The sequence below is a fragment of the Mesorhizobium sp. B2-4-17 genome, from assembly GCF_006441275.1.
Lineage (GTDB): Bacteria > Pseudomonadota > Alphaproteobacteria > Rhizobiales > Rhizobiaceae > Mesorhizobium.
On the sequence record NZ_VFUX01000034.1, the window covers coordinates 19,148 to 41,507 of the forward strand.

General features: G+C 61.7%; 22 protein-coding genes. 12 read left to right on the forward strand and 10 right to left on the reverse strand.

From position 1 onward, the window contains the following. Positions 1 to 111: 111 nt before the first annotated feature. From tsaA to FJ548_RS24090, 4 genes are all read left to right on the forward strand, one after another. On the forward strand, positions 112 to 636 hold the full coding sequence (gene tsaA / locus FJ548_RS24075) for a tRNA (N6-threonylcarbamoyladenosine(37)-N6)-methyltransferase TrmO (RefSeq protein ID WP_140779135.1): 525 nt from the start codon (positions 112 to 114) through the stop codon (positions 634 to 636). After that, a complete protein-coding gene (locus tag FJ548_RS24080) occupies positions 633 to 947 on the forward strand; it encodes a DUF2293 domain-containing protein (protein WP_140695652.1) in 315 nt (104 codons plus the stop codon). Before tsaA ends, FJ548_RS24080 begins: the two co-directional genes overlap by 4 nt. Before the next feature lie 200 nt (positions 948 to 1,147). Then, positions 1,148 to 2,110 (forward strand): D-amino acid aminotransferase, encoded by a 963-nt coding sequence (locus tag FJ548_RS24085; protein WP_140779136.1) that lies wholly within the window; start codon positions 1,148 to 1,150, stop codon positions 2,108 to 2,110. Positions 2,111 to 2,243: 133 nt separating this feature from the next. After that, positions 2,244 to 3,083, forward strand: a complete 840-nt coding sequence (locus FJ548_RS24090; protein WP_140779137.1) for an SDR family oxidoreductase — start codon at positions 2,244 to 2,246, stop codon at positions 3,081 to 3,083. A gap of 70 nt (positions 3,084 to 3,153) precedes the next feature. On the opposite strand, the gene FJ548_RS24095 is transcribed toward FJ548_RS24090, so the two are convergent. Beyond that, the gene (locus FJ548_RS24095) at positions 3,154 to 3,792 is read right to left on the reverse strand and encodes an MOSC domain-containing protein (RefSeq protein WP_246678750.1); all 639 of its coding nucleotides are present in this window, start codon (positions 3,790 to 3,792) and stop codon (positions 3,154 to 3,156) included. 175 nt (positions 3,793 to 3,967) lie between these two features. Between FJ548_RS24095 and FJ548_RS24100 the strand changes: the two genes are divergently transcribed. Next, positions 3,968 to 4,534, forward strand: a complete 567-nt coding sequence (locus FJ548_RS24100) for an isoprenylcysteine carboxylmethyltransferase family protein (RefSeq protein ID WP_140779139.1) — start codon at positions 3,968 to 3,970, stop codon at positions 4,532 to 4,534. Between the two features lie 24 nt (positions 4,535 to 4,558). Here the strand turns inward: FJ548_RS24100 and FJ548_RS24105 are convergent, their stop codons facing one another. Then, a complete protein-coding gene (locus FJ548_RS24105; protein ID WP_140779140.1) occupies positions 4,559 to 5,680 on the reverse strand; it encodes a beta-ketoacyl-ACP synthase III in 1,122 nt (373 codons plus the stop codon). Between the two features lie 243 nt (positions 5,681 to 5,923). Next, positions 5,924 to 6,700 (reverse strand): trans-aconitate 2-methyltransferase, encoded by a 777-nt coding sequence (gene tam, locus FJ548_RS24110; protein ID WP_140779141.1) that lies wholly within the window; start codon positions 6,698 to 6,700, stop codon positions 5,924 to 5,926. 150 nt (positions 6,701 to 6,850) lie between these two features. Here tam and FJ548_RS24115 point away from each other — a divergent pair, with 150 nt between their 5' ends. Genes FJ548_RS24115 through FJ548_RS24125 form a run of 3 tightly spaced genes read left to right on the forward strand, consistent with a single transcriptional unit; the run spans position 6,851 to position 9,746 of the window. After that, positions 6,851 to 7,495, forward strand: coding sequence for an MT-A70 family methyltransferase (locus FJ548_RS24115; protein WP_246678751.1), 645 nt, complete (start codon positions 6,851 to 6,853; stop codon positions 7,493 to 7,495). Beyond that, positions 7,492 to 8,094 carry a BglII/BstYI family type II restriction endonuclease gene (locus tag FJ548_RS24120; RefSeq protein ID WP_246678752.1) on the forward strand — a complete coding sequence of 201 codons (603 nt, stop codon included), beginning with the start codon at positions 7,492 to 7,494 and terminating at the stop codon, positions 8,092 to 8,094. Before FJ548_RS24115 ends, FJ548_RS24120 begins: the two co-directional genes overlap by 4 nt. 5 nt (positions 8,095 to 8,099) lie before the next feature. Beyond that, positions 8,100 to 9,746, forward strand: a complete 1,647-nt coding sequence (locus tag FJ548_RS24125; protein ID WP_140779143.1) for an AIPR family protein — start codon at positions 8,100 to 8,102, stop codon at positions 9,744 to 9,746. Between the two features lie 9 nt (positions 9,747 to 9,755). On the opposite strand, the gene ettA is transcribed toward FJ548_RS24125, so the two are convergent. Further along, positions 9,756 to 11,405, reverse strand: a complete 1,650-nt coding sequence (gene ettA, locus FJ548_RS24130; RefSeq protein ID WP_140779144.1) for an energy-dependent translational throttle protein EttA — start codon at positions 11,403 to 11,405, stop codon at positions 9,756 to 9,758. Between the two features lie 226 nt (positions 11,406 to 11,631). After that, on the reverse strand, positions 11,632 to 12,639 hold the full coding sequence (locus FJ548_RS24135) for a ribonuclease (RefSeq protein WP_140779145.1): 1,008 nt from the start codon (positions 12,637 to 12,639) through the stop codon (positions 11,632 to 11,634). A gap of 189 nt (positions 12,640 to 12,828) precedes the next feature. On the opposite strand from FJ548_RS24135, the gene FJ548_RS24140 reads away from it, so the two are divergent. The 3 genes from FJ548_RS24140 to FJ548_RS24150 all read left to right on the forward strand — a co-directional run bounded on the left by FJ548_RS24140 (position 12,829) and on the right by FJ548_RS24150 (position 16,691). Next, the gene (locus FJ548_RS24140; RefSeq protein WP_140779146.1) at positions 12,829 to 13,761 is read left to right on the forward strand and encodes an alpha/beta hydrolase; all 933 of its coding nucleotides are present in this window, start codon (positions 12,829 to 12,831) and stop codon (positions 13,759 to 13,761) included. A gap of 108 nt (positions 13,762 to 13,869) precedes the next feature. Beyond that, positions 13,870 to 15,045, forward strand: a complete 1,176-nt coding sequence (locus tag FJ548_RS24145) for a CaiB/BaiF CoA-transferase family protein (RefSeq protein WP_140779147.1) — start codon at positions 13,870 to 13,872, stop codon at positions 15,043 to 15,045. After that, positions 15,042 to 16,691 (forward strand): thiamine pyrophosphate-binding protein, encoded by a 1,650-nt coding sequence (locus FJ548_RS24150; RefSeq protein WP_140608118.1) that lies wholly within the window; start codon positions 15,042 to 15,044, stop codon positions 16,689 to 16,691. Before FJ548_RS24145 ends, FJ548_RS24150 begins: the two co-directional genes overlap by 4 nt. Positions 16,692 to 16,780: 89 nt before the next feature. On the opposite strand, the gene FJ548_RS24155 is transcribed toward FJ548_RS24150, so the two are convergent. Both FJ548_RS24155 and FJ548_RS24160 read right to left on the reverse strand, forming a co-directional pair. Further along, positions 16,781 to 17,224, reverse strand: coding sequence for a CHRD domain-containing protein (locus FJ548_RS24155; RefSeq protein WP_140608120.1), 444 nt, complete (start codon positions 17,222 to 17,224; stop codon positions 16,781 to 16,783). A 164-nt stretch (positions 17,225 to 17,388) separates the two neighbouring features. Continuing rightward, positions 17,389 to 18,672, reverse strand: coding sequence for a cystathionine gamma-synthase family protein (locus tag FJ548_RS24160; RefSeq protein WP_140779148.1), 1,284 nt, complete (start codon positions 18,670 to 18,672; stop codon positions 17,389 to 17,391). Positions 18,673 to 18,791: 119 nt separating this feature from the next. Here FJ548_RS24160 and FJ548_RS24165 point away from each other — a divergent pair, with 119 nt between their 5' ends. Then, positions 18,792 to 19,250 carry an Lrp/AsnC family transcriptional regulator gene (locus FJ548_RS24165; protein ID WP_140608124.1) on the forward strand — a complete coding sequence of 153 codons (459 nt, stop codon included), beginning with the start codon at positions 18,792 to 18,794 and terminating at the stop codon, positions 19,248 to 19,250. 49 nt (positions 19,251 to 19,299) lie between these two features. Here the strand turns inward: FJ548_RS24165 and FJ548_RS24170 are convergent, their stop codons facing one another. Genes FJ548_RS24170 through FJ548_RS24180 form a run of 3 tightly spaced genes read right to left on the reverse strand, consistent with a single transcriptional unit; the run spans position 19,300 to position 22,341 of the window. Then, entirely contained in the window at positions 19,300 to 20,271 is a 972-nt protein-coding gene (locus FJ548_RS24170) for an ABC transporter substrate-binding protein (RefSeq protein WP_140695687.1), read from the reverse strand. Between the two features lie 40 nt (positions 20,272 to 20,311). Next, on the reverse strand, positions 20,312 to 21,466 hold the full coding sequence (locus FJ548_RS24175; protein ID WP_140779149.1) for an ABC transporter permease: 1,155 nt from the start codon (positions 21,464 to 21,466) through the stop codon (positions 20,312 to 20,314). Beyond that, positions 21,463 to 22,341, reverse strand: coding sequence for an ABC transporter permease (locus tag FJ548_RS24180; RefSeq protein ID WP_140779150.1), 879 nt, complete (start codon positions 22,339 to 22,341; stop codon positions 21,463 to 21,465). The genes FJ548_RS24175 and FJ548_RS24180 overlap by 4 nt, the downstream gene beginning before the upstream one ends. Between the last annotated feature and the right edge of the window lie 19 nt (positions 22,342 to 22,360).

Consider the following 22,360-nt stretch of genomic DNA (forward strand, 5'->3'; position numbering starts at 1 on the left):
ATGTCGCTTCCAGGCCAGAAAATGCCGCATGCGTGATTTCCGGGTGCATATCGTCCAGAAATGTGTTGCGGTCTTTGGATCATGACTTGCACCAACGCAGGGATCGACAGAATGACCGGGCCGCGTGAAATGTTCGAGTCGCGCGAAGGCGAGATCAGGCTGGAGCAGGATCCGGCAACGATGCCCGCGGATGGCGGCGTCGTTTTCATTGGCCGTATCGCCTCGCCATGGACGACACGGGAAAGCTGCCCGAAAAACATGCGCGCGGCGCGCGAGACCGGACAACCCGCGGTGCTGACCATCGATGCGCCCTACCGCGATGGCCTGCGCGGACTGGAACGAGCCAGCCATGTCATTGTCCTGTCCTGGCTGCATCACGCGCCGCGGAATCTGATCGTGCAGAAACCCCGCCATGCTGCTGAAGCAAAAGGCGTATTCGGCCTGCGATCCCCTGCCCGGCCGAACCCGATCGGCCTGCATGTGGCCAGGCTCGTCGGGTTGGACATCGCCGCCGGGAGCGTCGGCCTCGACGCCATCGACGTGCTCGACGGCACGCCGGTCATCGACATCAAGCCTTACTTCGCCTCGACCGACGCCATGGCAGAGGCGACGGTCGAAGGACGTGATGAACGATGACAGCGCCGACCGGCCGCCGCCGCGCCATCGCCAAGGCGCTGACCGCGCTTCTGCCGCTGGCGCCTTATGCCGACATGGAGAAGATCCGCGCCGACGCCGGCTCGGTGCACATGAAGACCTTGCCGCCGACGATCGCCGTCTGGCTGGCGACCATTGCCCATATCCGCCACAGCCATACCGACTACGAAAAACTGCTGACCGAGGGCTACGACCGCGACTCGGCCCGTTTCTTCGTCATCGAGCAGACCAACATCATGCTTACGCGCTGGCGCGCGACCCGCTTGCTCGACGCCGACGAGGAGGATGAGTAGGGCTTGGTCCCCTATCGCCGCGTCGGCACGACGATTGCATTTGTAAGGCTGGCCGTCCGCCTGGCCGACCCAGGCCCAGGACAGGTTTCCCTTGTAAACCCTGATCCTGATAGAGGACGAACAGCGCCGGATGGCTGGCCCTATGCCTTCCGACTGGGGCCGCTAGGCTGGTGGTCCGCCTTGTGCGAGAGGAGGCCTCGATGAGCCAGACAACGAAGATGCGGGATACACGGCAACTGCCCGCTGTCTCCGATCGGCATATCGACCCGCATGCCTATCCCGACGGCATCGCCTTCCTCGACGGCCAGTACCTGCCGATGTCGCAAGCCAAGATTTCGGTACTGGACTGGGGGTTCCTGCATTCCGACGCCACCTACGATACCGTGCATGTCTGGAACGGCGGTTTCTTCCGTCTCGACCAACATCTCGACCGCTTCTTCGCAGGGCTGGAAAAACTGCGCATGACCATCCCGTTCGATCGCGACGGCGTGAGCGAAATCCTGCACGATTGCGTCGCGCTGTCTGGTCATCGCGCTGCCTATGTCGAAATGCTGTGCACGCGTGGCGCCTCGCCGACCTTCAGCCGCGACCCGCGCCAGGCGGTCAACCGCTTCATGGCCTTCGCCGTGCCATTCGGCTCGGTCGCCAATGCCGAGCAGTTGCAGCGCGGCCTGCGTGTCGCCATCAGCGACAAGGTGCGCATCCCGCCGGCCTCGATCGACCCGGCGATCAAGAACTACCACTGGCTCGACCTGGTGCGCGGCCTCTACGACGCCTATGATCGCGGCGCCGAGACCGCCCTCATCCTCGATTTCAACGGCAATGTCGCCGAAGGCCCCGGCTTCAACGTGTTCTGCGTCAAGGACGGCAAACTGTCGACGCCGGCCGTCGGCGTGCTGCCCGGCATCACCCGCCGCACCGCCTTTGATCTCTGCAGCGAGGAAGGGCTCACCGCAGAGGCCGCCGATGTCAGCGTCGCCGCGCTCAAGGCGGCCGACGAGGTCTTCATCACCTCGACCGCTGGCGGCATCATGCCGGTGACGGAGATTGACGGCGCGGCGGTCGCCGGCGGCAAGGTCGGGCCGGTCACCAGCCGGCTGATGACCCTCTATTGGCAAAAGCACGACGATCCAGCATGGTCGAGCCCGGTGCGCTATCCCTGATCAACCGGGCAGCCTGGTCAAAAGATTTCGCCTCGCCTCTGGAAAATCGCGGAATAGGCCGTATATGCCAGAAAGCGGAGAAGCCTCCGTTTTTCACCAGAAATCACGCCCGCACGGGCAAGGATTCCACATCATGACAAACAAGGTTTGGTTCATCACCGGATCGTCGAAGGGCTTTGGCCGCGTCTGGGCCGAGGTCGCGTTGGCGCGCGGCGACCGCGTCGCCGCAACCGCCCGTGACGTCGGCATGCTCGCCGATCTCGTCGCGAAATATGGCGACAACATTGCCGCGATAAAGCTCGACGTCACCGACAAGAAAGCCGTCGATGCGGCAATTGCCGAGGCGCACAAGCGCTTTGGCCGGCTCGACGTCGTCATCAACAATGCCGGCTACGGTCATTTTGGCGCCATCGAGGAAGTGAGCGAACAGGAAGCCCGCGATCAGATCGAAACCAATGTGTTCGGCGCGCTCTGGGTCACCCAGGCCGCGCTGCCGATCATGCGGGCGCAGCGGTCCGGTCACATCATCCAGATCTCGTCCATCGGCGGCGTCAATGCCTTTGCCTCGCTCGGCCTCTACCATGCTTCGAAATGGGCGTTGGAAGCCTTGAGCCAATCGCTCAGCCTCGAGGTCGCGGAATTTGGCATCCACGTGACGCTGGTCGAACCGGGCGGCTTCTCCACCGACTGGGCCGGCCCGTCGGCCAAGGTCTCCAAAGCGATCGAGGCCTATGCGCCTGCTCGCGCCGCCATGGCGGAACGCCGCAGCCGCGCCGTGGCCGGCGATCCCGAGGCCACCGGACCGGCGATGCTGGCGATTGTCGATGCCGCCGAACCGCCACTGCGTGTGTTCTTCGGCGACGGCGGCCTGCCGATGACCCGCCAGGAATACGCCAACCGCATCGCCACCTGGGAAAAGTGGGACCACGTCTCCGTCATGGCGCAAGGCGCCAACAAGAACCGCAAGAGCTAAGGCCCGGCGTCTTGCTACGCCGCTCCACCCGCGGCGTAGCCCCCGCCCTCGGCCTGAGAAGAGCGTGCGGCTAAGCCCGATAGATCCACTGCTCGGGCACCCGCACCGAAATCTCCTCGCCGGCCTTGATGGTACCAGGCTTCTCAACCCAGGCGACGACGCTACGCAGCCGCTTGGCCGCCTTTGGAAACAACAGCGCACCGGCTTCAACGTCGGCCATCCCGACGTTTTCAGCGATCGATCGGCCGGCGATGCGGCACGGTCCGTTCTGCGCATCCACCTTGAGGGTCACGCCGCCCTTGAAGAACAGCAGCGTGCCAGCCGGCAGCATCGACAGATGCGGCACACCTTCGATCACCAGATTGGCGCCGATCCATTCCGGCTTGATTTCGGCCAGCCCCATCCGTTCGGCGACGATGGCCAGTTCATCCACGGCGACGATCGACAGCTGCCGTTCGTTGCGCATTTCGGTGCCGCGTGGATACCAGGGTTCGCGCCCGCCCGAGCGTCGCGTTGGCCCGGCGTGGAAATCGCCCGAAATGCCGTCGAAGCCCAACCGCAATTCCTCCGCCGGACGCGTCTGGAAATGATCCGCCGGCGCGACATAGAGCGCCGCCGCGCGGGCGGAAAACTTCTTCGCCGGGATGATTTCGACCGGCTTCTCGGTCTCGGGGAAGAGATCTAGCATGGTGTTCCGTCCTTTCGTCATCCGGGAATTATCCGGGCACCCTTCCATGCGTCCAGTCGAAAGTGCTGATCGTCCGATCAATGTCATCGATGCGGTTGCGATCACGCGTTTCTTACCTGCCGTCGATCGCAGGCGGGATTGCCGCCATGCCGTGCCGGCCCCATGGTGACGCGCGGACAGGTCTGCGGAGGTTACCATGCGTCCCGGAACGGTAATCGTGCTGCTTTGGCTGATCTGGGTGGTGTCGTGGGCGGCTGCCGCCTTCTGGGCGGATCCGGTCGCCAAACGTGCCGACCTTGGGTCGGAGATGCGCTACCGGATGGTGATGGTGTTTGGCGCGGTCCTGTTCCTGCTCCCGGCACACAATTATTACGGGCGCCTGCGGCTGTGGGTTCCCGACCTTGCCGTGGCCTGGATATGCGTTGTGCTGATCGCTGTCGGCTTCGGCTTCTCGTGGTGGGCAAGGCTGCATCTTGGCCGTCTCTGGTCGGGCAATGTCACCGCCAAGGCAGGGCACCGTGTCGTCGACAGCGGCCCCTACGGCCTCGTTCGCCATCCGATCTACACAGGATTGCTTTTGGCGATCCTCGCCACCATGGCGGCAAAAGGAACTGTCTGGGGCATTGCCGGCGCGCTCCTGCTCATCATCGGCATCGTCATGAAGGCAAAGATCGAGGAGCGTTTCCTGCGCAGCGAACTCGGAACCGCCTATGACGACTATGCCAGGCGTGTGCCGATGCTGGTGCCGTTCGCTCCCGCCTGACGCGCGGCCGGAGCACCCCGCAAGTCAGAGCATCCTCAGCAACGCGCCGCCTATCGAATACCCCGCGCCAAAAGCGCAGATCAGGCCGAAATCGCCGGGCTTCATGTCGGCATGGTTTTCCGACAGCGCGACGATGGCGCCGGCGCCCGCCGTGTTGCCGAGTCGCTCCAGCACCATCGGCGCGCGGTCGTGGCCGACTTCGTGGCCGAACGCCAGCTTCAGGATCATCGCGTTCATGCGCGCATTGGCCTGGTGCAGCCAGAAGCGGCGGACGGCCTGCGGCGTCAGTCCATGTTCGGCCAGGAATTCGACGATGAATTTGTGCCCGGCGACGGTGACTTCCTTGAACACCTTGTTGCCGACCTGCTTGATGAGATTGCCCTCCAGGTTGATCATATAGGGATCGTCCTGGGCCGTGCGGGTGTGGTAGCCCAGATTGGTGCGGATGTTGTTCGACATCTGCGTCCAGATACGCGTGTCGAGCACCTCGAAACGTTCCGGCCGCTTTTCGCCCAAAGCGAGCCCTTCCACCACCATAGTCACCGAAGCGTCGCCGAAGATGAAATGCGTCTGCCGGTCGCGGAAATTGAGATGGCCGGTAATGATCTCGGGCGTGGTGACCAGAATGCGCTTGTGCGCGCCCGAGCGCACCAGGTTGACCGCCATGTGCAATGCCGCCGCCGCCGACGAACAGCCAAGCCCCATATCGAAACCGGCCCCTTTGGTGCCCAATGCCTCCTGCATTTCAATGGCGATGGCCGGATATGGCCTTTGCTGATGCGAGGACGAGCAGATCACCAGATCTATCTCCGACGGGTCGATGCCGGCATGGGCGATCGCCTTCCTGGCCGAAGCGATGCCGAACTCGGCCTGCAGCGACAGGACGTCATCCGGCCGTGCCGGAATGCGCGGTGCCATGCGGGTCGGGTCGAGAATGCCTTCGCGTTCGATCACATGGCGGCTGCGCACGCCCGAAGCATGGACGATGAAGTCGGCGTCCGACTTCTGCAGCAGCGTTCCGCCTGTGGCCTGGCGCCGCTCATTCTCGGTGTCGACCCAGCTGTTGAAGCTTTCGACCAGCTCTTCATTGGTGATGACAGGTTGAGGAATTTCAGCGCCGATGCCGCTGATGATGACGCGATGCATATTTCAGTCCGTCCCATCCGCAGGCCTTGCGGCTTCATGTGAGCGCCGAAACGCCTCGGCGCAACACTTTTCTCACTTCGCCGGTTTACGCCGGCTTAAACCAAAGATTTACGCCCACGTAAACCTGACTTTCACCAGGCGTACAGGTTGAGAACAGGAGCGGCGCGTAGTTCTCGTACCTGAGCAGTGGAAGCGCCGGAGGCCGCCGTTTGCAGGCGAGCGTCATACGAATCTCGACATACCCTATCCGGCCCGTTTGGCGACAATGAAAATCCGCGGGAAACGCAGCAGCACCTTGCCGTTCGCGGTTTCGGGATAGGCCTTGGCGATCCTTGCCGTGTAGCTGTCGAGGAACAGCTTGCGCTCGTGCTCGTCAAGCGGATCGAGGACCGGCTTCAGCCCGGTTGCCTTCACCCACTCGACGATCGCCTCGGCATCGGCCAGCGGATGGTTGTAGATGGTATGCCAGATGTCGACCCTGTCGCTGAGCGGTGACAACAAGTCGTAATAGAACGATACTGGAGGCAGCGGCGCGCGCGCCGCCCCCTTCATCTTGGCGGCAAACGGCATTTCGGCGGCGGTCTCGCGCATCAGGCGGTGAGAGTCCTCGCCCATATTGTCCGGCATTTGGACGGCAAGCGCGCCACCGGGAGCAAGAAAGCCCATCAGCCGCTGGAAAACCGCAGGATGTTCCGGCAGCCACTGGAACACCGCATTGGCGAAGATCACATTGACCGGCTCGGCCGGTTGCCATGTGGAGGCGTCCGCCAGATCGAAACTCACGCCGGGCAGCCGCGCCCTCGCCTTTTCGATCATGTCGGGGGAGGTATCGAAACCGCTGACCTCGGCATTCGGCCAGCGCTCGACCAGAAGCTCGGTTGAATTGCCCGGCCCGCAGCCGATGTCGACGACGCGGCGTGGGAAATCGACCGGCACCTGGGCCGCGAGATCACGCGCCGGCCGCGTACGTTCGTCCTCGAATTTCAGATATTGGGCGGCGGACCAGTCGGGCTTGGACATATTCAACCTCTCAGTTACCCCCAATGTGAGCTCGTAGTGCATATGTCGAAAACCGCACAATGAGCCAGACATACCGGCACGAATCGTGCCAGTCTTGACAGAAGCAGAAAGTTCCTCTTTTGTTCTCGGTACATTTCTTAGGGGGCTACGGTGAACGCCGAAGCGATGAATGCAGCCATCGATTTGGCAAAGAAAACGGCCGGCAAGCGCTTTCATACCGTGCTGGCCGATCCGCCGTGGCGTTTTACAAACCGCACTGGAAAAGTTGCCCCGGAGCATCGTCGGCTAGCTCGTTACGAGACTATGACAACCGGCGATATATGCGCGCTCCCGGTGGCAGAACTGACTTTGCAGCCGGCGCATCTTTATCTTTGGGTTCCGAACGCGCTTTTGCCGGATGGCCTACAAGTTATGCGCGCCTGGGGGTTCGAATACAAATCGAACATCGTCTGGCATAAGGTTCGCAAGGACGGGGGGTCTGACGGCCGAGGTGTCGGGTTTTACTTCCGCAACGTCACGGAGCTTCTGCTGTTTGGTGTTCGCGGTAAGAATGCGCGTACGGAAGCTCCCGGGCGCAGCCAGGTTAATTATCTGTCGTCGCGCAAACGAGAGCATTCGCGCAAGCCCGACGAGCAGTACGAACTGATAGAACGCTGCTCAAAAGGCCCATACCTTGAGCTTTTTGCCCGTGGCACAAGGCCTCGATGGACCTATTGGGGCAACCAAGCGGACGAGGACTACAAGCCGACTTGGAAGACATATGCCTACAATTCGGCAGCGGACGCGGCAGAGTGAGCAAACTGCCCAAAGTTGATCTATTGCCAGGGTGGGATTGCTACGATTGGCGCAATGCCCGAACAATCCTACAATACGGCCACCCCAGCGAATGGTCAGACATTATCGAGGTGCTCACGGCCTCGCGCCTGCCGCACAGCGCCATCGCGGCCAAGGGCGGAAGCAAAACCGAACTGGCAACGGCGATCGACTCGGAATTCTATAAACGCGGTTGGCTCGAAAAGAAATTCGAGACCAAGATCGTCGTCGATAAAGTCGAGAGCGAAAGCCCGACCCATAAGGTGGATTGCTTCAAAGGAAAGATCGCACTGGAGGTCGAATGGAACAACAAGGATCCATTCTACGACCGCGATCTCAACAACTTCCGCCTGCTCTACGACCTCAGGGTTGCCGATGTTGGTGTGGTTGTCACACGCTCCACCGAATTACAGCAGTGGCTGCATCGCCACCGAGTGGAGTTTGGCCGGGACTCCAGCACTTTTGGCGGCTCAACCACCCACTACGACAAGTTAGAGCCACGTATTCTTGGTGGCGGTGCTGGCGGCTGTCCACTTCTTATATTTGCAATGACGCCTACAATCTATATTGACGATAGGTAATACACATGGCTGAATTACAGCATAGTCAGATACGGCAGAAATTGCAGGAACAGGTCATCCCGCACCTGGACGCGAGCGATATTAAAGATGGCCCAGGAAAGGCCGACCATCTTCTATCGAGAGCAATAGCTGCCGTTTGCATCAGAATTCTAGCAGACGCAGAAATAGAGGCAGCAAGCCAAGCTGTCGTTGACGGCGCCAATGACAACGGAATTGACGCGATTTACTATGATCCAACTACAGCCACATTAATTCTCGTCCAATCAAAATGGAACAATTCTCACGGCGGCTCGATTGATTCTGCAGGGGTTTTGAAATTTGTTCAAGGAGCCCGCGATCTCATCTCTCAAAAAAAAGACCGCTTCAATGAAAAAGTGCAGGATCGATGGGCAACCATTGAGGACGCGCTTGGTCGGGTAAACAGCGTCGTTTTAGTTCTTGGATATTCAGGGTCCGGCCCTCTGGACAGTTTTGTGAGCCATAGCCTTCAGGAATTCGTTGACTCTCAAAACGACACAGGAGACATGTTCTCATTCGAAGTTATCTCGCAGAAGCAACTCTTCCAGTACTTCGTCCACGAAGCAGCACCACCGCAAATCGACCTCACCGTCCGCCTTTCACACTACGGGCTAGTCGAGACTCCATTGCAAGCTGTTTACGGGCAAGTATCAGCCAACGATGTTGCGGATTGGTACCGAAAATACGGAAATAACCTCTTTGCACAAAACATTCGAAACTTTCTAGGTCTAAAGTCCGAAGTTAACACCGCCATAGCCAAGAGCCTCGTCGAAGCGCCAGCAAACTTCTGGTATTTTAACAACGGTCTGACAATTCTTGCAGAAAAAATGAAAAAGCAGGCAATCGGCGGTGCAGATCGTTCGGTCGGTATCTTCGACTGCTCTGGGGTCACAGTTGTAAATGGCGCCCAGACGGTCGGCACGATCGGCCGGACCTTAGTGGGAGGATCCGAAGCTGCCCTTCAGGCGAGAATCATTATCGTCGATGACCCCAACTCGCTCATGGGACAGCTTATAACACGCGCTTCCAATACCCAAAATCGGATTGACGCAAGAAATTTTGTGGCTTTGGACCCTCAACAAGAACGTATCAGAACGGAGTTGTTGGTCAGCGGCGTGAATTATGAATATCGAGAGGGCGAGACACCAGTTGAGAGCGCAGATGGATTTGACTTCATAGAAGGTATCATCGCGCTTGCTTGCGCTAGTGGCGAAATTTCTTATGTAGCGTTGGCTAAGGGTTACGTTGGCGGGCTTTACGCTGACATCAACGAAACGCCATATAAGGCACTGTTTAATGCAGGGACGTCATCTAAGCGACTTTGGTCCCTTGTACTTCTCGGACGCCGAATAGATACTTATTTGAGAAAGAACCATGATCAGTCGTCCCCCACCGTTAGAGGAACGGTAGTTCATGGAAACAGATTCCTGATGCACTGCATTCTAAAAGATCTTGAAAAAATACACCCGCACGATGGCGGGAGCACTTTCACCGACCAAGAAGTTGAGTCATCGGCGTCATCAATGCTCAACAAGATTGATACGGTTGTCCAAGCCGACTATTCCGACGCCTATCTTGCGAGACTTTTCAAAAATGTTTCCAAATGCACGGCGATAAAGGCTAAGGTACTCTAATCTTTATATCTACCGCGTCAGCCGCTTGTGCGTCATGCGGTGCGGGGCTGCCGCTTCGGCGCCGAGGCGGCGCAGCTTGTCCTTTTCATATTCCTCGAAGTTGCCTTCGAACCATTCGACATGCGCGTCGCCCTCGAAGGCGAGCATATGGGTGGCCATGCGGTCGAGGAACATGCGATCGTGGCTGATGATGACCGCGCAGCCGGCATAGGCTTCCAGCGCGTCTTCCAGCGCGCTCAGCGTTTCGGTGTCGAGATCGTTGGTCGGTTCGTCGAGCAGCAGCACATTGCCGCCGGTCTTGAGCATCTTTGCCAGGTGCACGCGGTTGCGCTGGCCGCCCGAGAGATTGCCGACCTTCTGCTGCTGGTCGCCGCCGCGGAAGTTGAAGGACGAGCAGTAGGCGCGGCTGTTGACCTCGTGCTTGCCGAGCTTGATGACTTCGGCGCCGCCGGAGATTTCTTCCCACACCGTCTTGTTCGGATCGAGCGCGTCGCGGCTCTGGTCGACATAGCCGAGCTTGACCGTCTCGCCGATGCGGACCGAGCCCGCGTCCGGCTTCTCCTGGCCGGTGAACGTCTTGAACAGCGTCGTCTTGCCGGCGCCGTTCGGGCCGATGACGCCGACGATGCCGCCCGGCGGCAGCCTGAACGACAGGTTCTCGATCAGAAGCTCGTCGCCGAAGCCCTTGCTGAGGTTCTCGACCTCGATGACGACATTGCCCAGCCGCTCGCTCGACGGGATGACGATCTGCGTGTCGGTGGGCTTGCGGTTCTGCGACTGCTCGACCAGTTCCTCATAGGCCTTGATACGCGCCTTCGACTTGGTCTGGCGCGCCTTTGGCGAGGACTGGATCCATTCGCGTTCGCGCCAGATCGACTTCTGTCGGGCGTCGTCCTCGCGGCCTTCCTGGATCAGGCGCTTGGCCTTGGCGTCTAGATATCTGGTGTAGTTGCCCTCGTACGGAATGCCGCGACCACGATCGAGTTCGAGGATCCAGCCGGTGACATTGTCGAGGAAGTAGCGATCGTGGGTGATGATCAGCACCGAGCCCGGATAGTCGCGCAGGTGCTTTTCCAGCCATGCCGTGGTCTCGGCGTCGAGATGGTTGGTCGGTTCGTCGAGCAGCAGCAGATCGGGCTGCTGCAGCAGCAGCCGGCAGAGCGCCACGCGGCGACGCTCGCCGCCCGACAGGTTGGTCACCTCGGAATCGCCCGGCGGGCATTGCAGCGCGTCCATCGCCATCTCGACCTGCTGCTCGAGATCCCACAGGTTCAGCCGGTCCATCTCGTCCTGGAGCTTTGCCGACTCGTCCGCCGTCTCATCGGAATAGTTCATCATCAGCTCGTTGTAGCGCTCGATGATGGCGGTCTTCCTGGCGACGCCGTCCATGACGTTTTCCATCACGGTCTTGCTGTTGTCGAGCTGCGGTTCCTGCGCCAGGTAGCCCACGGTCGCGCCCTCGGCCAGCCACGCCTCGCCCTGGAACTCCTTGTCGAGCCCGGCCATGATGCGCAGGATGGTCGACTTACCCGAGCCGTTCGGCCCGAGAATGCCGATCTTGGCGTCCGGATAGAAAGACAGATAAACGTTATCGAGCACCTTTTTGGTGCCATAGGCCTTCGACAGGCCGGACATGTGATAGATGAACTGGCGTGCCACGCGCGCTTTCCCTGAAACTGACTGAATTGTCGATCTGAATGGAGGTTGGCCGCTATGTAGGCGATGCGGCGGCGAACGGCAATCGCTTTTGCGGGCCAGGCACACGGGGAAGTGGCCGCCGAGAGACGACGTTTCTGCCGGACACACCCCTGCTGAAGGCTTCGATTACCCTTCCGCATCTGTCCGCGACTGGCACGCCGGCTTGCCGGAAGCGGCGGTCCAGCGCTTACTGGAAGCCGATCGGATCGACCGTGCCCACTGGGCAGCCGGCCTTGTTGGTGGGAACCGATGCCAGCAGCAGGTCCTTCAGCGAACTGGAGGGACCGATCGGGCCGGCGAGGCCGAGCGTCAGTTCGCCGATCAGCCGCCGGCCGCTCGACGGATCGATGACGCAGGAAACGCGCACCCGATCCCCTGCCCCCGAGCCGAAGGCCTGGTCGAAGGCACTGCGGATCTGGTCGGCCGTCAGCTTGCCGCCGATGTTCTTGGTAAAGAGATCGCGCACAGGCGAGCTGTTCACTTCGCGCATCAGGCTGAGTGCGTCGGAAAAATACTCCTGCTGGTTCTTGCCGTAGCAGGTGCCGTGTTTGATCCATTCATGCCGCTCGAGCTTCGAGGCGGTGCCCGGCATCACCTTGTCGAGCTCCGCGCGGGTGCCGGCGTCAAGGTTGACCGGCGGCAGGTCCTGCCAGTGGGCAGGATTGTCGTTGGCCTTGTCGCCGGCCGAAACCTGGCAATAGAAATTGCCGTTCGGCTGTGGCCACAGGCCGTGCAAGGTGAAATTGGTGGCGTCGAATTCGCTCGGATTCTGCGCCCTGCATTCGGCCTTGTTCGACTTGGTCTCGCAAAAGGCCGGCTGCCAGCTCAGCGCGAAGACATATTCGGGTTTTCCCGAAGCCGCCGGCTTGTCTTGCCTACCAGGAGCCGCCGGAACCGTCGCGGCGCTGCTGCCCGAGAGATGGCCACAACTGACCTTCACCCAGCGACGCTCCGGGTCGGCGCCGGGCACCTGGATCAGATAGTGCGTCGGCGTATCCTTGTTGCCGGCAAGCAGTTGGTAGCCCTTTCCGGCATCGGTCGAGACATTGCCGGGATTCTTGCCGTTCTTGATGGCCTGCGTTGCCGGACAGGCGGCGTCGGCAACGAAAGTGCCGCTCAGCTTGACGTCGGCACGCGCTGCACTGGCCAGCGATGCCGCCAACAAGGCCAATCCGAAAACAACACCAATGCGCATAAGAATCCCCGCTGAAGCAAATGGGTGACAGACTGCCGCTGTCTCCATGTCAGAATTGCGATATTTTGCTGGCCAAACGCAAGAAACATCGTTGGGCAAAAAGTGGTTGGTGTGGATTGACGCAAAACCGGCGGCAGGCGCACAGAGGTCAGACGCCATGAGGCGAACCGGGGGTGGAAACCAGCCTGCATGCCATTCAACCAGCAACGCCTGGTCCGCTCGCCGACCGGCGCCGAGCTCAATCTCTTCGTCAGGCAGGCCGAAGGCCGGCCGCGCGCGGTCGTCCAGATCAATCATGGACTGGCCGAGCATGCCGCGCGCTATGCCCGCTTTGCCGATTTCCTTGGCTCGCGCGGATTCCACGTCTATGCCCATGATCATCGCGGCCACGGCCGGACCAAGGCGCCGGACGCGCCGCTCGGCAGATTCGCCGACAGGGGCGGACCGGCCAAGGTGATCGCCGATGTCGATGCCGTCCACGATCTGATCGCCGGGGAACGCCCAGGCCTGCCGGTCATCCTCTTCGGCCACTCGATGGGCGCGTCCGTGGCGCTGAATTTCCTTTTGGGCCATTCATCCCGCATCCATGCCGCCGCGATCTGGAACGGCAATTTTTCGCAAGACCTGCTTGGACAGCTGGCGCTCGGCATCCTTGCCTGGGAGCGGATGCGGCTGGGCTCGGACGTTCCGTCGCGGCTGCTGCCGAAACTCACCTTCCAGGCTTGGGGCAAGGCGGTGCCCAATCATCGCACACCGTTCGACTGGCTGTCGCGCGACGAGGCGGAGGTGGCGAGATACATCGCCGATCCGCTGTGCGGCTGGGATGCCTCTATCTCGATGTGGCGCGACGTGGTCTCGATGGCGCTCAATCGCGGCAAGGATGCCGGCTTCGTCGGTGTCCGGCGCGACCTTCCCGTCGCCATCGTCGGCGGTGAGAAAGACCCGGCCTCGGACTATGGCAAGGGCATCACCCATCTCGCCAACCGCATGCGCAGGATGGGTTTTTCGAATCTCGTATCAAAGGTTTACGCCGACACTCGCCACGAAAGCCTGAACGAGGTGAACCGCGACATCGTCATGGACGATTTCACGGCCTGGGCGGATAGCGTCCTGAAAGCGTGACCGAGCCAGTTCGTTGGCCCATTGCAAGGGCCGTGACAGCCACCGCCGGGCTTGATAGAGGCTCTGCTTTCGCAGCAATCACGGTGATTGCGGCAACCACGGTGATTTATGGCTGAGCCCCCGCTGAAAGGCGTCCGCGTCGTCGAACTCGCCCGCATCCTCGCCGGGCCCTGGGCCGGGCAATTGCTTGCCGATCTCGGCGCTGATGTCATCAAGGTCGAAAGCCCCAATGGCGGCGACGACACCCGCAAATGGGGCCCGCCCTTTGTCATGAGCCATGAGGGCGAGAATCTGTCGGCCGCGTATTATCATTCCTGCAATCGCGGCAAGCGCTCCATCGCCATCGACTTCTCGACGCCCGGCGGCGCCGAGACCGTGCGCCGGCTGGTCGCGACGTCGGATGTGCTGATCGAAAACTTCAAGCTCGGCGGCTTGAAGAAGTACGGGCTCGATTATGACAGCCTGCGCAAGATCAACCCGCGCCTGGTCTACTGCTCCATCACCGGCTTCGGCCAGGATGGACCCTATGCGCCCCGCGCCGGCTACGATTTTATCATCCAGGCCATGGCCGGCATGATGTCGATCACCGGCGAGGCCTGCCGCGAGCCGCAAAAGGCCGGCGTCGCCATATCGGATCTCTTCACCGGTCTTTATTCGGTCGTCGCCATCCAGGCAGCCCTGCGCCATGCCGAGCAGACCGGCGAGGGCCAGCACATCGACATGGCGCTCTTCGACACTCAGATCTCGGCGCTCGGCAACCAGAACCTCAACTATCTCGTCTCCGGCAAGTCGCCGGTGCAGATGGGCAATGCGCATATGAACATCGCCCCTTACGAAGTGCTTCCGGTCAGGGACGGCCACATCATCCTTGCCGTCGGCAATGACGGCCAGTTCGCCAAATTCTGCGCCGCCGTCGGACTGGACGATTTGCCTGCCAATCCCGACTTCGCCACCAACCCCGCCCGCGTCGCCAACCGCGTGAAGCTGCGCGAGCGCATCGTCGAGGCGCTGAAGTCTCTCGACCGCGATCCGCTGCTGGCAAAGCTCGAAGCGGCAAGCGTGCCGGCGAGCCCGATCAACACGATCGGCCAGATGTTCGCCGACCCGCAGACGATCGCGCGCGGCATGCGGCTCGACCTCGACGACGGCCATGGCAACCTGCTGCCCTCGGTACGCGCCCCGATGGTGATGTCCGGCACGCCGCTGGTCTATGAGCGCCCCTCGCCGCGCCTGGGCGAACACACAAAAGAAATCCTTGCCGAACTGGAGAGGTCTGGAAAATGAAGACCGGCGGACAACTGATCGTCGACGCGCTCGAAGCCAACGGCACCGACCGCATCTATTGCGTGCCTGGCGAATCCTACCTCGCGGTTCTCGACGCGCTGCATGATTCCACGATCCGCACCATCGTCTGCCGCCAGGAAGGCGGCGCGGCGATGATGGCCGACTGCCACGGGCGCCTGACCGGCAAGCCCGGCGTCTGCTTCGTCACCCGCGGCCCCGGCGCCACCAATGCGTCGGCCGGCATCCACATCGCCATGCAGGATTCCATACCGCTCATCCTGTTCATCGGCCAGGTCGCCAGCCACGCCAAGGAGCGCGAGGCGTTCCAGGAAGTCGATTACAAGAGGTTCTTCGGCGACATCGCGAAATGGGTGGTCGAGATCGACGACGCGTCACGCATCCCGGAGTTCGTCACCCGCGCCTTCGCGGTGGCGACATCGGGCCGTCCCGGCCCGGTGGTGATCTCGCTGCCGGAAGACATGCTGACCAGCGTCGTCGAGGCGCCTGCCGTCTTGCCGCACACGCCGGTCGACACCCGTCCGGGCGAAGCAGAACTCGATGCGCTGGAAACGCTGTTGGCCAAGTCCATCAGGCCCTTCGTTATCCTTGGCGGCACGCGCTGGGACACGGAGGCCGTGGCACGGATGCGCGCCATCGCCGAGGCGTGGTCGCTGCCGGTCGGCTGTTCCTTCCGCCGCCAGATGCTGTTCGACCATCTGCATCCGAACTATGCCGGCGATGTCGGCATCGGTATCAACCCGAAGCTTGCCACCGCCATCAAGCAGGCCGATCTTGTGCTGCTGATCGGCGGTCGTATGGGCGAGATGCCCTCATCCGACTACACATTGCTGAAGAGCCCCTACCCGGACCAGACGCTGGTGCATGTCCATGCGGACGCCGGCGAACTTGGCCGCGTCTACCGGCCGACGCTGGCCATCAACGCCTCGCCATCCGCCTTTGTCGAAGCCTTCGCCAGCCGCAAGCCGGCCTCCGACCCGGCATGGGCGGCCGAGACGCCAAGACTGCACGCCGCCTATCTCGACTGGTCGACACCGCCGGAAAGCGGTCCCGGCCCGGTTCAGATGGGGCCGATCATGAATTATCTCGAAAAAATGCTGCCGGACGACGCTATCCTCACCAACGGCGCCGGCAACTATGCCACCTGGGTGCATCGCTTCCACCGCTTCCGCCGCTTCGCCACGCAGGCGGCGCCGACGTCCGGCTCGATGGGCTATGGCACGCCTGCCGCGGTCGCCGCCAAGGAGCTGTTTCCGGAACGCACCGTGGTCGCGTTTGCCGGCGATGGCTGCTTCCTGATGAACGGGCAGGAATTCGCCACCGCCGTGCAGTACGACCTGCCGATTATCGTCGTGGTCGTCAACAATGGCATTTACGGCACCATTCGCATGCATCAGGAGCGCGAATATCCTGGCCGCGTGGTTGCGACCGACCTCAAGAACCCCGACTTCGCGTCGCTGGCCCGAGCCTATGGCGGCCATGGGGAGACGGTGGAGAAGACGTCCGATTTCGCAGCCGCCTTCGAGCGTGCGCGCGCCAGCGGCAAGCCGTCGGTCGTCGAAATCCGGCTCGATCCGGAGGCGATCACACCGACCCGGACGATGACCCAGATCCGCGACAAGAGCTGAAGCGAAGGCAGCCTGCTGCCTTTCGCCGGCCGTGCTGAGCTAAGGACTCGTTTGGCGAAAGGGGCGGTGCGCCGCCCCTTCCGACCGCGCTACATCGCCTTCTCGATCTGACCGCGGATCTCGCCGTCCTTGTTGGCGGCGGTGTGGACGTTAACGTAGTATTTGCCGGCCTCAAGGTCAGCCGCTTGCGCATCTGTGAGCGTCGCCGATCCCTTGATCGGGCTCTTGAGCTTGCCCTTGAACGGGATTACCGGCGCGGCATTCTCGCCCATCCCCGCGGGGCCGTGAATGTGCGCGGCCGTCGCCGGTCCGCTGAGACCGGAATATTTGACGTTCCAGCTTAGCTTCTTCTTGGTGGTGTCGAAGGTCAAGGTGGCAGTCCCCTTGCCCTTGGTGGTGACGGGAGGGCTCTGCTGGCCGCCATCGAGCGTTGCCTTGTACTTCACCATTTCGGCCATGGCCGGCGATGCGAATAGAAAGGCGGTCGAAATGGCCAGCGCGGAAAGCACCGGCATGAAGGATTGTCTGCGCATTTTCCTAGGACCTCCGTTGGATGTTCATCCTCGCGGCTCTCCACGCGTGGATGCACCAGCACAACGGTCGGGTGGCCCAAAGTATCCCTCGGGGCACATTTTTTTGATGTCTGATCAAAAAGGGGCGGTCACCCGCCCTTTCAAGACGCGCGGAAGGACAACGCTCAGACGGCGGCCAGAGCCTGCGCAAGGTCGGCGATCAGGTCATCCGGGTGCTCGACGCCGATCGACAGCCTGACCGTGGTCTCCAGAACGCCGATGCGCTGGCGCACGTCGAAGGGAATGCCCGAATGGGTCATGGCGGCTGGATGGCTGGCCAGCGATTCCGTGCCGCCGAGGCTTACCGCCAGCTTGAAGATCTGCAGCCCGTTGAGAAAGGCGAAGGCCGCCTTCTGTCCGCCCCTGATGTCGAAGGAGAAGGTCGAACCGGCGCCGCTGCATTGCGCCCGATAGACGCGGGCGGCAGGCGTGTCCTCGCCGAGGAACGGCAGATAATGCACCTTCTCCACCTTGGGATGCTCTTGCAGGAATCCGGCAATCAGGCGGGCATTGTCGTTCGCCCGTTCCATGCGGATCGACAGCGTCTCCAGCGAGCGGCCGAGCATCCAGCAGGAATGTGGATCAAGCTGCGTGCCGATCGCGCCACGCAGAGCTTTGATCGGCTTCGTGACCGCCTTGCCGCCCATGACGGCGCCCGCGATCAGGTCGGAATGGCCGCCGACATATTTGGTCAGCGAATAGACGGAAACATCGGCGCCGTGCTCGATAGGCCGCTGGAAGACTGGACCGAGCAGCGTGTTGTCGCAGGCTATGATCGGCGTCGATCCTTGCCTTGCGCCGATCTCGTCGGCGACCTTCCACATCAGCGCGATATCGACCAGGCTATTGGTCGGGTTCGACGGCGTCTCGACCAGAATAACCGACACACGGCCCTTCGCGGTCGCCGCATCGGCCGCCACGCGCACCGCCGCCTCGTCGACGCCATCCGCGAAGCCGACCGCGCCGATGCCGAAGCCGGCAAGCGTGCGCGTCAAAAGCGTCTCGGTGCCGCCATAGAGCGGCTGCGAATGCAGGATCACGTCGCCGGGGCGGGCATAGGCAAGCAGCGTCGTCGCGATCGCCGACATGCCGGAAGAAAACAGGATGCAGGCATCCGTCCCCTCATAGACGGCGAGCCGGTCCTCGACGATCTCGCTGTTGGGATGATTGAAGCGCGAATAGACAAGGCCCGACGCCGTGCCGCTCGGCGGCTCCTTTCGGCCGGACGTGTAGTCGAAGAAATCACGCCCCTCCTCCGCCGATTTGAACACGAAGGTCGACGTCAGGAACACCGGCGGCTTGACCGCGCCCTCCGACAGCTGCGGATCGAAGCCATAGCTCAGCATCAGCGTTTCGGGATGAAGCTTGTGGTTGCCGATATGGGTTTTCGAAGGACGCGGCGCGGTCATGATGTTCCCTGTTTTTTCGAGACGTGTGGCGGCAATTTATGCGATCCCCACCACGCAGTCCTTGCTATTTGGACCCCCATGGCTGCACTATCGCAATGAATCGCCTGGAGACACCAAAAGTGCGGCAGAAAATAGCTGATGATTTCGACCGCAAGATCCTGCATGAACTGCGCGCCGATGCGCGTATCACGAACAACGAGTTGGCGGAGCGCATCGGCCTGTCGCCGTCGCCTTGTCTCAGGCGCGTGCGGCGGCTGGAGGAAGCCGGAATTATCAAGGGCTACACGACGCTGGTCGATCCGGCTGCCTTTGGCTGGACCATGGTCGCCATCGCCACCATAAGGCTCGGCCGCCAGAACGAGGACGAGATCGTCATGTTCGAGGAAGCGATCCGCGGGTGGGACGAAGTGCTGGAATGCCACCTCGTCACCGGCTCACGCGACTATGTGCTCAAGGTTGTGACCGGCGGCCTCGACCAGTATGAGCGCTTCATCAAGGAAAAGATCGCGCGGCTGAAATGCGTCGCCTCGATCGAGACCAGTTTTGTCATGAACACCATAAAGGAACGGCGCCTCTGACCCTTGGTCGGAGGCGCCGCTCTGAAGATCGATCGTAGCGGGACTACGCTTACTTCACAGCCTTGTCGGTGATGGCGGTGGTGTAGGCGCCGGTCGGCTCCTTGGTGATGATCTTCTGGTCGAGCAGGGCCTTGGCGGTGCGCTCGTAAGCCGCGGGGATCAGCTTGCCGTCCGCATTGTCGATCAGCTTGGCCACTTCCTTCATCATGAACTTCTGGTGGTTCTCGTCCTGACCGCCATTGTCCACGACGATGCCGGCCGCCTCGTCGGTGTTCTCGGTTGCATATTTCCAGCCCTTCATCGAGGCGCGCACGAAACGCACCATCTTGTCGGCGAAAGCCGGATTCTTGAGCTTGTCCTCAAGCGTGTAGAGCCCGTCCTCCAACAGGTCGTTGCCCATGGCCGAATAGTTGAAGACGATCAGGTCCTCGGGCTTGTAGCCGGCATCCAGCACCTGGCCGTATTCGTTGTAGGTCATCACCGAGATGCAGTCCGCCTGCTTCTGGATCAGCGGCTGCACGTCGAAGCTCTGCTTCAGCACGGTGACGCCGTCGGGGCCGCCATCGGTCTTGAGACCGATCTTGTTCATCCAGGCGTAGAACGGATATTCGTTGCCGAAGAACCAGACGCCGAGCGTGTGGCCCTTGAAATCGGCCTCGGTCTTGATCGGTCCGTTCTTCGGGCAGACCAGTTCCATGCCCGCCTTCTTGAAGGGCTGGGCGATGTTGACCAGCATCACGCCCTTGTCGCGGGCCGCGAGCGCCCCGCCCATCCAGTCGACGATGACATCGGCGCCGCCGCCGGCAATCACCTGTTCGGGCGCGATATCAGGGCCACCCGGCTTGATGTCGACGTCGAGGCCTTCAGCGTCATAGAAGCCCTTGGCCTTGGCCACATAGTAGCCGGCGAACTGGGCCTGCGTGACCCATTTCAGCTGCAACGTCACCTTGTCGGCGGCGATTGCCTGGAACGCGGCCAGCGACAGCGCGCCGGCCAGAAGTGGAATAAGAAGTCTTTTCATTTTTTTACCCTCTGAAGTTAGTGCCCTGAACCCACCGCCCCTATCCACCACGGACAGAGGGATGCCAAAACGTGACGGCCCTTTCGACAAGGGCGACCACGCCATAAAAGACCGAACCCGCAAGTGCTGCAACTGCGATTTCAGCCCACACCATGTCGATGTTCATCCGCCCGACCTCGGTCGAGATACGGAAGCCCATGCCGACGACGGGCGTGCCGAAGAACTCGGCGACGATGGCGCCGATCAGCGCCAGCGTCGAGTTGATCTTCAGCGCGTTGAAGATGAAGGGAGCGGCGGCCGGCAGCCTGAGCTTGATCAGCGTCGGCCAGTAGCCCGACGCATAGGTGCGCATCAGGTCGCGCTCCATATGGCCCGACGCGGCAAGCCCGGCGACCGTGTTCACCAGCATCGGGAAGAAGATCATGATGATGACCACGGCTGCCTTGGACTGCCAGTCGAAGCCGAACCACATGACCATGATCGGCGCCACGCCGATGATGGGCAGCGCGGAAACCATATTGCCGATCGGCAGCAGGCCATGCCGCAGGAACGGCACCCGGTCGGCTAGGATCGCGGTGATGAAACCGGCGCCGCTACCGACGACGTAACCGAAAAGCACCGCCTTGAAGACGGTCTGGCGGACATCGGCACCGAGTATCGGCAGCGAGTTGACAATGCGCACGCCGACGGCGCTCGGCGGCGGCAGCAGGATGAAGGGAATGCCGGCGCCACGCGTCACCGCCTCCCAGATGATGAGTATCCAGGCGCCGAAGATCGCCGGGATGATCAGGCGCAGCGCGTTCCGGGACCAACCTGTCGCTGGACGAAGCCCGGACAGCACCGCCACGCAACGCCATCCGAGCAGCCAGGCCGCGGTGAGCAGCAGGAAATACGGCGCCAGTGCCGTGCCTTCGAAACCTGTAACGCCTGAGATCAGCAGCCAGGCGACGAGATGGGCACCGACAAACAGCACCAGGGCTTCAGCAAGCGACGGAATCCTGACCATCGAGATCAGCGCCGCCACGATCGCCAGGCCGAGCATCAGACCCTTCGTCCCGAGATAGGGGTAGTTGATACTGGCAGCCGGATCCGCGAATGCTGCCGCCTCGGGCTTCGACATCGCGCCAAGCGCGACCGCGATCAGACACAGCACGATCGCCAGCACGGCTTGCCAGGAGGGTTTCAACCAGCTCATGCCGGCCTCCCGCCCATGGCGCGATCGACAAGACGGCCGGCGATGCCGACCACCATGACCAGAAGCGCCGCCACGATGGAACCGGCGACCAGCGCCGACCAGATGTCGATGGACTGGCTGTAATAGGCGCCGGCGAGCAGCTTGGCGCCGATGCCGGCGACAGCACCGGTCGGCAGTTCGCCGACGATGGCGCCGACGAGGCTCGCCGCCACCGCCACCTTCATCGAGGTGAACAGGAACGGCACGGAGGCCGGCACGCGCAATTTCCAGAAAGTCTGGGTACGGCTGGCATTGTAGGTGTGCATCAGGTCGAGATGCATGATCTCGGGCGAGCGCAGCCCCTTCACCATGCCGACCGTCACCGGGAAGAACGACAGATAAGTCGAGATCAGCGCCTTCGGGACCAGGCCGGTGATGCCGACGGCCGCCAGCACCACAATGATCATCGGCGCCACCGCCAGGATGGGAATGGTCTGCGAGGCGATGATCCAAGGCATAAGGCTACGGTCGAGCGTCGCCACATGCACGATGCCGACCGCGATGATAATGCCGAGCGCGGTGCCGAAGGCAAAGCCGAGCAGTGTCGAGGACAGCGTCACCCAGGCGTTATAGATCAGGCTGCGGTTCGAGTTGACAGGCCGCAGGAAGGTGTTCTGGAAGAAGTTCACCGCCACCTGATGCGGCGCCGGCAGCGTCGGCTTGGGCTGCGACAGCGTTTTGCCGATGAATTCGACGGTGCCCGGTGTCACGTTGGCCCGGCTGTCGATATCGCGCTGAAACGGCGCATTGAGGATGACGGCGAAAACGTACCAGAGCACGACCACGCCGGCGAGGATCGAGGTCACCGGAACGAGCTTGTCGCGGAAGCTATCCATGGCGATGTCCTCCTCTCAG